This is a genomic window from Hallella multisaccharivorax DSM 17128, from assembly GCF_000218235.1.
Classification (GTDB): Bacteria; Bacteroidota; Bacteroidia; order Bacteroidales; family Bacteroidaceae; genus Prevotella; species Prevotella multisaccharivorax.
This window is the reverse complement of sequence record NZ_GL945017.1, coordinates 3,049,882-3,061,195: the sequence shown is the minus strand read 5'-3', so window position 1 is coordinate 3,061,195 and position 11,314 is coordinate 3,049,882. Positions and strand designations below refer to the sequence as shown.

5 protein-coding genes are annotated in these 11,314 nt (G+C 53.0%); 1 reads left to right on the top strand and 4 read right to left on the bottom strand.

Annotated elements, in window-relative coordinates; all coding sequences use genetic code 11:
- Window positions 1-6: 6 nt before the first annotated feature.
- The gene (gene tamL / locus PREMU_RS12990; protein ID WP_007575975.1) at window positions 7-2,325 is read left to right on the top strand and encodes a translocation and assembly module lipoprotein TamL; all 2,319 of its coding nucleotides are present in this window, start codon (window positions 7-9) and stop codon (window positions 2,323-2,325) included.
- A gap of 156 nt (window positions 2,326-2,481) precedes the next feature.
- On the opposite strand, the gene queG is transcribed toward tamL, so the two are convergent.
- The 4 genes from queG to PREMU_RS12970 all read right to left on the bottom strand — a co-directional run bounded on the left by queG (window position 2,482) and on the right by PREMU_RS12970 (window position 11,283).
- Entirely contained in the window at window positions 2,482-3,471 is a 990-nt protein-coding gene (gene queG / locus PREMU_RS12985; RefSeq protein ID WP_007575973.1) for a tRNA epoxyqueuosine(34) reductase QueG, read from the bottom strand.
- Window positions 3,472-3,534: 63 nt separating this feature from the next.
- A complete protein-coding gene (locus PREMU_RS12980; protein WP_007575970.1) occupies window positions 3,535-4,146 on the bottom strand; it encodes a polysaccharide deacetylase family protein in 612 nt (203 codons plus the stop codon).
- 26 nt (window positions 4,147-4,172) lie between these two features.
- Window positions 4,173-7,526 carry a glycosyltransferase family 117 protein gene (locus PREMU_RS12975; protein WP_007575969.1) on the bottom strand — a complete coding sequence of 1,118 codons (3,354 nt, stop codon included), beginning with the start codon at window positions 7,524-7,526 and terminating at the stop codon, window positions 4,173-4,175.
- Window positions 7,527-7,656: 130 nt separating this feature from the next.
- On the bottom strand, window positions 7,657-11,283 hold the full coding sequence (locus tag PREMU_RS12970) for a glycosyl hydrolase 2 galactose-binding domain-containing protein (protein ID WP_007575967.1): 3,627 nt from the start codon (window positions 11,281-11,283) through the stop codon (window positions 7,657-7,659).
- Window positions 11,284-11,314: the final 31 nt, after the last annotated feature.

The following is an 11,314-nucleotide window of genomic DNA, read 5'->3' as shown; positions in this document are numbered from 1 at the left end:
ACGACCATGAAAAAGACATATTTCCTCTTTCTCTCCCTTCTGCTGCTCCTCTCAGCGTGCTCCTCAACGAAGAGTATTCCTGAGGGTGACCAGCTTTTCACAGGTGTGAAAAGCATTCATTACACAGCAGAGAAGAAAGATACCCACTTCGATTCCACTAAAGAAGAAGTTGATGCGGCCCTTGCCACGGCTCCCAATGGCAACCTCTTCGGCTCGGGCATCCGCTCACCTTTCCCCGTGGGGCTGTGGGTGTGGAATGCCTTTACCGGCAACAACGACCCCTTTGCCAAATGGATGCTCAAGAGTTTCGGCACTAACCCCGTGCTCATGTCGTGGGTTAATCCCGGATTGCGGGCACAGGTGGCCAAGCTCGTACTACAGGCACACGGCTATTTTCATAGCAATGTAGGCTACGAAATCCTGAAACAGAGCAATCCCAAGGAGGCCAAAGTCAGCTATGAGGTCAACATGGGACACCTCTTCACCATTGACTCCCTGCGTTACATCGGATTCCCTCCTGATGCCGACAGTCTTCTGAGCAACACAAAGAACAAGGCAAAAATCCACAACGGTGATCCGTTCGATGTCTCCACACTTGACGCTGAGCGGACCCGCATCAGCACCCTTTTCCGAAACAACGGCTATTTCTATTATCAGCCGGCCTATGCTTCCTATCTCGCCGATACCGTCAGCGTACCCGGGAAAGTACTGCTGCGCCTCCAGGAAGCAGACAACATTCCGGCCATGGCAACGAGGAAATGGCGCATTGGGAAAATCAATATCAACATGCGAAAACGGTACGACGACACACTCGCTGACAGCGTGAGCCGCCGCGATATCACTGTGCACTTCAACGGGAAGAAGCCGCCAGTAAAGACCGGAGTCATCCTCAGCAATATGCGATTGATACCAGGCACGCTCTACAGTTACTTCAATCACCAGGAGAGTGCCAGTAAGTTAGCCGCCACGAGCATGTTCTCGCTTGTCGACTTCAACTTCACTCCCCGCGATACCACGGGGCGCGCCGACACCCTCGACCTGCACCTCAACCTGCTCTTCGACAAGCCGTACGACTTCTATGTGCAAGGCAATCTGACTGGCAAGACCAACAACCGGCTCGGCCCCGGCATCACGGTAGGCCTGACAAAGCGCAACGCTTTCCATGGCGGCGAACTGTTAGACATCAATGTCAAGGGCAGCTATGAATGGCAAACAGGGCACCAGGCCGAGGGCACAGGCTCAAAACTCAACAGCTATGAGTACGGCGTCGACGCCTCGCTCACCTTTCCACGACTCATCATGCCATGGGCATCGGCGGTCCGCCACAAGCTCATAGAACGCGCCATACGGACGCAATACTTTTCGCAACCTACAACAAAACTAAAGTTCTCTTCCGACATCATACGCCGGTCATCGTTCTTCACAAGGCATATCTTCTCAGGAGAATGGACCTACGAAGTACAGATATCGCCTAAAAGCAGACATCAGTTCTCACCGCTCAACTTCTCTTTTGAGTACATGCGGCGGTCGTCGGGACAGTTCGATTCCATCCTGAACGCTAACCCCTACCTGTACTACACCATGCGCAATCAGTTCATTCCACGCATGCAGTACATTTACACCTACACATCTCCTAAAAACTTTGTCAACCCGCTGTGGTGGCAGACCACGGTGGCAGAATCAGGAAACATCCTCTCACTTGGATATATGGTTGCCGGCCACAAATGGGGAGAACAAAATAAAGAACTGTTCAACAACCCTTACGCACAGTTCTTTAAAGTAGAGACCGAGCTGGTGAAGACGTGGCGCATCACCCCCCACTCCACCCTCGTGGGACATATAGATACCGGTATCATCTGGAGCTTCGGCAACTCTGACGACGCTCCATACTCAGAACAATTCTATGTGGGTGGTGCTAACTCCATCCGTGCCTTCACGGTGCGTACCATAGGTCCTGGCTCCTATCACAATGCCGCCTCGGCACATGTCTATTACCTCGACCAAACTGGAGACATCAAGTTTCTTGCCAATCTTGAATACCGTCCCCGCCTTTTCGGCAGTCTCTACGGCGCGCTTTTCCTTGATGCGGGCAACGTGTGGAAGATGAAAGATGACTACCGTACCGGCGGAAAATTCCAGATGAAAAACGCACTGCGCGAGATGGCTCTTGGCTCCGGCGTAGGCTTGCGCTACAACATGGGCTTCCTGGTCATACGTCTCGACTGGGGCATAGGGCTGCACGTCCCCTATAAAACCGGATTCTACAATGTCGGACACTTCAAGGATTCACAAAGCCTGCATTTTGCCGTGGGTTACCCCTTCTGATTTTTAGGCTTTGCCTTTACACTGTAATCGCATTGCCTTTACACTGTAATCGCATTGCCTTTACACTGTAATCGCATTGCCTTTACACTGTAATCGCATCGCCTTTACAGTGTAGACGCATCGCCTTTACAGTGTAATCAGGTTAGCTCCCCAACACTAAGATTTCAACGCACGAATATTTCTCATCAAACCTTCATATTTGACACGCTTGACGGCCGAGCCCTTAAAGAGGCGGCGATATGTCTCCACCGTCAGGTTGTCCCATTTTTGCCGGGTCATCTCCAACAGCTCACGGCGAGGCTGCAGAGCCTCCTCCGTCGTGGGAATAGCGAAGCGATTCCAGGGACAAGCACGCTGACAGCAGTCACAACCATAAAAGGTACAGTCCATGGCAGCCTGCGCGCCAGCCGAGAGCTCCCCGCGATTCTCAATAGTCTGATAGGATAAACAACGATATGAAGAGAAACCGGTTATCTCACCATAGCCATCCACTTGGCGGGCCGGCAGACACAACGCCTGTGTAGGGCAGGCATCCACACAACGGTGACACTTTCCACAGCGACTGGTCATTGGCTTGTCAGGCGGAAGCTCCTCTGTGACAAACAGCTCACCAAGGAAGAACTCACTGCCCGCATGCGGAATGATGAGCTGATGGTTCTTGCCTATCCAGCCCAACCCCGCCTGTACGGCCCAATAGCGCTCCAGCACCGGAGCTGAATCCACAAAAGCACGATAGCCTGGAGGATCGCCTTCCTTAACTGCAACGGCATCCCGCTGAAGAAGTTGAAAGCCCGTACGCTCCGCCAGAAGCCGCAGTTTCGCCTTGACAAGGTCATGATAGTCGTTGCCGAGCGCATAATCAGCAATCTGCGGCTCCCCTTCCGGCAAACGGCAAGAAGGAAAATAATTGAGCGCAACCACTACGATGGTCTTCACCCCTGGCATGAGCAGACGCGGGTCGAACCGTTTATCAAGGTTGTTTTCCAAATAGCGCATATCGGCATGCCCACCCACAGACAGCCAGTGAAGGTAATGCTCCCGCATCGACTCCGTCACTGGGAGCGCACGTGCGAAGCCGATAGAAGAAAAGCCGAGGTCAGCAGCCCCGGCTTTAATGATTTCTTTTAAAGATGATGCGGTTGTCATCGAAATGCTTTGTAAAGTTAAACAGGGCAGAAAGCCACTGAGGCTCTGTACCCGTCTCTTCAGTCATTCAAATGTTTTGAACTCATATCCCTGCTCCTTCAACCACTTCAGGCTCTCGGGCAAGGCCGTACGCAACTTGTCGATAGCCTTGAGAGAGTCGTGGAAGGTGATGATGGAACCGTTACGTACGAAGCGCTTCACATTGTTGACCACGCCTTGCGCTGTCATCCACTTGGAATAATCACGGGTAACAAGATCCCACATGACGATTCTGTAATATCGGTTCACCCACCAGTAGACCGAATACTTCATCCATCCGTGAGGAGGGCGGAAAAGATGGGCCTTGATGAGATCGTTAGCCATCGCAACATCCTGTCCGTAGGTGATGGCCATATGCTTCAGGCTCCCGAGATGATGAAAGGTATGATTGCCCACTTGGTGCCCTTCCTCCACAATACGGTTGTAGAGATCGTGGTATCTCAGCACGTTTTCCCCCACCATGAAGAAAGTAGCCTTGACGCCAAACTCCTTCAAGGTATCGAGGATAAACGGTGTTGACTCCGGGATAGGTCCGTCGTCGAAAGTGAGGTAAACCGAGTGGTCGTGCCGGTCCATCCGCCATATAGCCTTGGGGTAGAACCAACGCAACCACTTGGCCGGTTGTTCGATAACCATAAGCCTTACTGAGGGTTATGTGTTGATTATTGCTCCACCTGTCCACCCTGTCCGAGATAGCGGTGGTAGAGTAGCTGCATTTGGAGCTTCTGCTTAGTAGCCATCTTGGCGTTGAAGAGCTTTGTAACATCGGAAGCCTGGTCCATGATGGAGAGGTTCAGCATCACGTCGCGCGCCGACTGCTGGAAGCGAACGCCCTGTAGGCTGAGATAGTACTGCACATACTGCTCGGCATTGCCATAGACCGCATTGATACACTTCGTGGCATTGGCCTTGTCGCCGATGAGCGCATAGGCCTTGGCCATGTCTGCGCCGCCAGACATATAGTTCATCGGCACATTGTAGGTCGGAAGCTCTTTTGCAGCCTTGGCAAGGACCTTTCGAGCCAGGTCCTTATGGCCTTCAGCAATGAGATGCAGCGCCTCGGTGGCGAAGAGACGGCGATGGGTATAGCACATACGCATGACAGTCTCGTCGATATAAAGCCCCGGCTTGTTCAGGCCACCGTAGCGGAAACGCTCCATCAGGTTGTGGTAAGTCTTCATCGTGTCGAAGTTCTTCGCGCCTGCTACATTCGTGGTGAACGGCGTAATACGGTTCACAAGTCCTTCCTGCACGAAGTTGTCGCCGAGATTCATGAAGTTCTCCTGGCCCACAGTGATGGCAACGTAAAGCGGACGCGTCCAGTTGCACTGCGCTATCATCTCAAGCATCATCAGATCGTTCTTGTAAAGGGCATTCTTACCCTTGAGCGAGATGACCATGCGGTTAGGAATCGAATCAGACGCCATAAGCATACCGCTGCGGCGTACGGCATTCTTGTCGATGGTAACGTAGACCGTGTCTGTCGGGATGACATGGAAGTCGGAGTTCTTAGACCGCACCCAGTACTTGAGAATGTTCTTCAGTTCGAAAGGATCATTGCCGAACTGTGCTCTCGCCTGCGCGGGATTCTGCTTGTAGAACTGCTCAATCTGTTGTTTGAGCGACGGCTGCACCTCTACATACTCATTGGTACCGGAGCAATAGTCAAGGCGAGGCCATGAGATGGGCACCGAAGGCGAGTTGTATGCCGGCCGTTTCATCTGGTCAATGTACCAGTCAGTCTGTAGGTAAGAAAGGTTGCACACGCGCGCATCAGTACGCACGCCCTCTGTCTCCTGGTTATACCAGAGCGGGAAGGTATCGTTATCGCCATTGGTAAAGACAATAGGATTGCCTTTATCCTGTAACGACATGAGATAGTTGCGGCCGAAATCGCGACAAGTATAGCGCCCGGAGCGGTCGTGATCGTTCCACGTCTGTGAGACCATCTGTAAAGGTACCAAGAGGCAAAGCACACCAATGGCAGCTGCAAGAGCCACACGATCGACCTTTAACTTCTTGCCAACCAGGTCGTAAAGAGCTGCCACGCCAATGCCGCACCAGATGGCAAAGGCATAGAATGAACCGGCATACGCATAGTCTCGCTCACGCGGCTGCACCGGTGTCTGATTGAGGTAGACCACGATAGCCAGCCCTGTCATGAAGAAAAGGAAGAACACAACCCAGAACTGACGGATGCCACGACGGCCACGGAAAGCCTGCCAGAAGAGGCCGATGAGTCCCAGAATGAGCGGCAGACAGTAGAACACGTTGTGGCCTTTGTTGCCGCCAGGGTTGGTTACAGGATCATAAGCCTGCAGATCCTTAGGCAATTTGGATTGGTCGCCAAGCATTACATTGTCAATAAACGGTATGCCGGTGATCCAGTTGCCATGTTCAAGCTCACCCTGTCCCTGGATGTCATTCTGCCTTCCTGCGAAGTTCCACATGAAATAACGCCAGTACATAAAGTTGCACTGATAGGAAAGGAAGAAGCGGATATTGTCGATCTGCGATGGCACCTTTACACTCATCTGCTCACCACAGCGGTCGTAAGGCACCTCCGTGCCATTGACGCCACCCATCCATGACTCATAGTCGGCGGCGTGGCTGGAATCGTACATGCGCGGGAAAATCATGTTCTGTGCATAGACATATTTATCCTTGTGGGTGACAACAAAATAGGAGTCCTTCTCATTCTTCGACGACTTTTCCTTACGGCTGTACACGGGTGCACCCGTACTCATAACGGGCTTGCACATGTCACCGTCCTGCTCCAGTGCCACCTGCGATGTGTAGGCCTGTCCGTAAAGCAACGGACGGTCGCCGTACTGATCGCGGCTGAGATAAGAGCCGAGCGTGAAGATATCCTCCGGAGAGTTCTGATCCATCGGGGGATTGGCGACAGAGCGGATGACAATGAGGGCATAAGAAGAGTAGCCTATCATCAACATGAGCATACAAAGCAGTACTGTGTTCTTGAAACGGGAAGTCACGAGATAAACGGGCTTCTTATCCACCAGCTTCTTACGGTTGAGCAACCAGGCGACAAGGGCGATCACAACGATGCCAATGGCTACTGCCGACCAGCCATAACCATAGAAGGGTATGCCGATAAGAGCAAAAGAGAGCAGCAGTGAGATATTCTCAAGCTTGCGGTTACGTGCCATGAAGCTCTCATAGATCGCCCATATCGTGCAACCCACCAAACATGCTATATAGACAATGAGACCGGTATTGAACGGCAACCCAAGCACATTGACAAAGAAAAGCTCAAACCATCCGCCCACGGTCACGATACCCGGCACGACGCCATAGAGCACCGCAGCCAGGATGACGAAACTGATAAGCAGCGCGATGAGCGATCCTTTCAGCTCGACATTTGGGAAGCGCTTGTAACAATATACCAATACAATGGCAGGCAGACACAGCAGGTTAAGCAAGTGTACGCCGATGGAAAGGCCGGTCATATAGAAGATGAGCACGAGCCAACGGTCCGCGTGAGGCTCATCTGCATGGTCTTCCCATTTCAGGATAAGCCAAAACACGACAGCCGTGAATGCCGACGAATAAGCGTAAACCTCACCCTCAACGGCCGAGAACCAGAATGTATCCGACCAGGTATAAATGAGTGCACCCACCATGCCAGAAGCCTCTATGGCTATGGTCTTGGCAAGTGTCAGCTCGCCCCAGTCCTTTACAATGAGCTTGCGTACAAGGTGCGTAATGGTCCAAAAAAGGAAGAGAATCGTCGCGGCAGAAAGCAGAGCCGACATAGTGTTCACCATTCGCGCCACTTGAGAAGGGTCGCTGGCGAAGTGGGAAAACAGATTAGCGGTAAGCATAAAGAACGGTGCCCCTGGCGGATGCCCGATCTCTAACTTGTAGCCTGTGGTAATAAACTCGGGGCAGTCCCAGAACGAGGCTGTCGGTTCAATGGTAGACACATAGGTGAAAGCTGCGATGACAAAAGCCACCCAACCCAGAATTGTGTCTACTAAACGGTATTGTTTCATCTCTTGATGGAAATAAAAGAACGTGTTATTGCAATAAACAGTGCAAAGTTACGCAAATTATCACAACAATTCAGCCTGAATAAGAAGTTTCTCATCCGTTTAACGTTTATAACAGGTTGTCCTTGCGGCACTATTCCACTCCATGTTCGAACGCCGAGACCACTACTCTGGGCTCTGTACCACGGCTGTCAGCGTCGCTGAACGAGATGCCGATACTCTTGCTTTCCCCAGGCATGAGCGCAAAATAGTTGTCGCTGTAGATGACGGGCAGGATTTGTTCACCGTCACTTCCCATGAGATTCAACCGGATGAAAAGGGCGGGACAGTTGCCATCATTCTTAACAGTGACCGTACCCTTCCACTGGTTTCCTTCGTGTACGAACCGCTGACTGACAGCAAGCTGTGCCTTGGCGATAACCGTAGTGAGCGCCTGCAGCTTGTCAGCCTCACGTCCTTCCACATAGAAATTGTCGGAAACAATGGTATTATCGTCAATTAAGCGAAGACGAAGGAAGTAGACATCTTTGTCGGGTATGACCACATCGCTGAACACCGCCACCGTCGTGTCCCGCTGTGGCTGTGTCTGCGTCTCCTGCGTAGAGATGACACGTCCCTCGGTATCAAACAGTTGCATTTCAGCTTTCAACGGTTTTCCCAGGTCTCGACTTATGTTTACGACCTCCACTTCACGCTTAGCGGGATTCCACTGAATATGCAAGGGCTCGCATGCCTTCTTAATGGCGAAGTATGCCGCCGTAGGCTCAAGGTAATAGTCGTAGGTTTGCCACACCATACTTGGCCAACAGGGGTGGCTCATCCACATGATGAGCCCCTGACGATTGGTCTGCCAGCTCTCGAACATCGCGCGATGACCGTCATAGTTAAGCCATTGCGCCCACTTTGTGAACTGCTTTGCCGATGCGGGCTCACCGAAATGACGCTCCATAATGGCATTGAAGTCCTTGCCTTTGGGCGCTCCTTCCATGCAGAAATCGTGCTCGCCCCACGCATCGCCTTGTGGCCAGAGGCGGTCAGGATTCATGAACCGGTGCAAGCTTTCCCATGTAGGGATATTAGGCATGCCCTCTTCAGAGTGGAACTTAGCGGAGATATTGGAGAAATACCACGCTGTCGGCTTCATGCCATAAGGCCCATGCCCGCTCACCACGTCGTCGGCAGAAGAGCCGATATAAGTAAGTTGAGGATGAAGCTCGGCAATGGAGACCTTCAGCGCATATTGCAGTGTCGCTGGAGGATATCCCTCGTTGCGGCCGCAGTAGAGGGCGATGGAGGGGTGCCGTCGTATCCTGGAGATGAGATCGCGCGCGTTTTGCATGAACATCTTCTCGTCGTCAGGGTCGGGCCCATCCCATGGATTGGCCAGCCAGAAGTCCTGCCACACCATGATACCATACTTGTCACAAGCATCGTAGAACTCGTCATCGCCTGTCTGTCCCACCCAGTTACGGATCATGTTCATGTTCATTTCGCGGTGGTAGCGCACTGTGGCATCGTATTCTCTTCCACGATAGCGCAGATTGGTCTCGGGGAATCCCCAGTTTCCACCCAACGGATCGACCCTTTGTCCGTTGATGAAGAGCTGTAGCCGTTCACCGTCTCCGTCAGGCGATGGAACCAACGCGGATCCCATCTGCCGTATACCAGTCTTATAATGAATGGTGGCAATGGTATCAGTCCTACTCGTCAACGCAAAGCCAGCGTCATAGAGCCACGGCTCGCCATAACCGTTAGGCCACCACAACCTCAGCCGTTGCCGTGCGAGTTGGCTGTATTCGGCGGGCGAGAAACTCACCTCGCGGGTCTCCCCTGCCCCAACCGTGATCTCACGTGAGAAGCGGATAGGACCAATCCAACCACTGAGACGGAGCTGCGATGGAGCCTCACGTGTGGAAACAACCTTCACCGTAGGCGTCACCGTAGCCAAGGTATCAGGAAGGTCGAGCTCCGTGGTGACAAGCGGATCGCAGAGACTCACGCCGTTATCAGCGGTGATCCAGACATCATTCCAGATACCCATACAGCGTCCTGGCGTAGAGGTGATCCAGTCCCATCCTATCGTAGGATGGAAAGTAGGATTGTCTGCTCCGAGCACACCACCATTGAGATCGGTCGACTCTTGGTTCTTGATTTTTACGGGTCCAGGGTGCGCATTCTTCATCACATGCACTACAAGCTCATTGTCTCCTTCCTTCAACACCTTGGAAATATCGAAGCGGGCACGGGTGAAAGCACCGTCAATGCGGCCCAGCCGCTGCCCGTTGAGCTCCACAACAGTCCGCCAGTCGATACCGTCGAAACACAGATATTTATGTGGCAAGGCCGATGCCAGGCAGCCTTCACCATTACTAATCTCGCCTTTATGCACATGAATCGTGGTCCGGTAAATGAAGTCGGCGTTGAAAAACGATTCCGAAACCTGCCGCATATTATTGGCGACTGTCGTCTCAGGCACCGCTCCAATGTTGATATAGCTGGTCAGCGCTGTACCGGGCACAGTGGCTTCTATCCAGGGCGACGCTCCTTGGAGCTGCGCTGTACCACTGGGCAGGCTGCGCCTTATTTGCCAGCTGTTAAGCGATAGCTTGCCTTTCCCCATGTCGAGTGTGTTGGCAGGCTGAGCAACGACACCGCCACGACCGAGCACCTCAATTTCTTTTATGCCGTAAGTACGTCCTTGCGGCTGTGTGAGCCAGAGCCTGACATAGCGAGCTTCAGCCTGACAAGCTACCTCCACTATGCTGCCATCCTTCGCCGGTGACAGCTTGGCGACTGTGCGCCAGTGGCTACCATCGTCTGAAACCTGAGCCTCTCCGGCCTTTGCTGCATAGAGCCAATGAATGCGCAGGCGGTCGACAGAGGCACGCGTACCAAGATCCACACGAAGCCATTGCGGCTCACCGGCAGCCTCCTGACTGGCTACCCAGGCACTGTAAAAATGCTCAGCAGGCAGCCACGACATATTACGTTGTTTCCAAGGAGCCTTGAAAAGATCGAAGGTGGCGGGCACATCGCCTGCCGATCCTTCATCGAAGTCGCACACCTTCCACCACACAGCCGAGGGCATGGTGAAGCGAAGCCTCAGCCCGCGCCATGCCATGTCCTTACGTGAGAGCGGGATAGAGAGGATGCCACGGCGCAGGGGAAGATTGGTAAGGCCGGTCTGCTTGTTAGGGTCAGTAGAGACTGTTTGCCGAGTTTGGTAGCCCGGAAGACCGGTCCCTGCCGTATGGCCCACAACCATCCACCTCTTCCCGTCAGTGGTGGCTTCCACATCGATGCGCCACCCCGCTGGCAACTGGGCATCGTAAGCCGCCTCAAAGCACAGCCGAACGGTGTCGGCGTGAACGGTCATACCCCGCCAGAGATATTCCAGCCACCCTTTTGGGCCGTAAATATAATAAGGTGTGACACAGTTGCCATCAATACCCTTGAGCCGGTCACGCGAGTTGTCAACACCCTTGTTGGTGGTGACGGTGAGTGTTGCCGGTTCACCTTTTGAGAGCAAACCGTCAGTAGCGAGTTGCGCCGTGAGGTTATAGTCGAGGCTTGACGATGCCGTAGCGGTGCGATGAAGCGCGATGTCGCGATACGTCTGGTCTGTGGTCAGCTTCGGTGCCGTATATTCAGCAGGACTGCCGGGATACAGGCCGATACCCCGATTGCGGTAGTCAGGTTCACTGGCCCCTGCGGCAAGGGTTGTACCAAGAGCTGCTATCATCAGTAAATAAGGTTTCATATATGTATGATCATTAAGTTCATGGCGCTGC

Bases quoted from the DNA above. Each gene is read 5' to 3' on its own strand.
- PREMU_RS12970 (WP_007575967.1), bottom strand. From the start codon at position 11,283: ATGAAACCTTATTTACTGATGATAGCAGCTCTTGGTACAACCCTTGCC.
- PREMU_RS12975 (WP_007575969.1), bottom strand. From the start codon at position 7,526: ATGAAACAATACCGTTTAGTAGACACAATTCTGGGTTGGGTGGCTTTT.
- queG (WP_007575973.1), bottom strand. From the start codon at position 3,471: ATGACAACCGCATCATCTTTAAAAGAAATCATTAAAGCCGGGGCTGCT.
- tamL (WP_007575975.1), top strand. From the start codon at position 7: ATGAAAAAGACATATTTCCTCTTTCTCTCCCTTCTGCTGCTCCTCTCA.
- PREMU_RS12980 (WP_007575970.1), bottom strand. From the start codon at position 4,146: ATGGTTATCGAACAACCGGCCAAGTGGTTGCGTTGGTTCTACCCCAAG.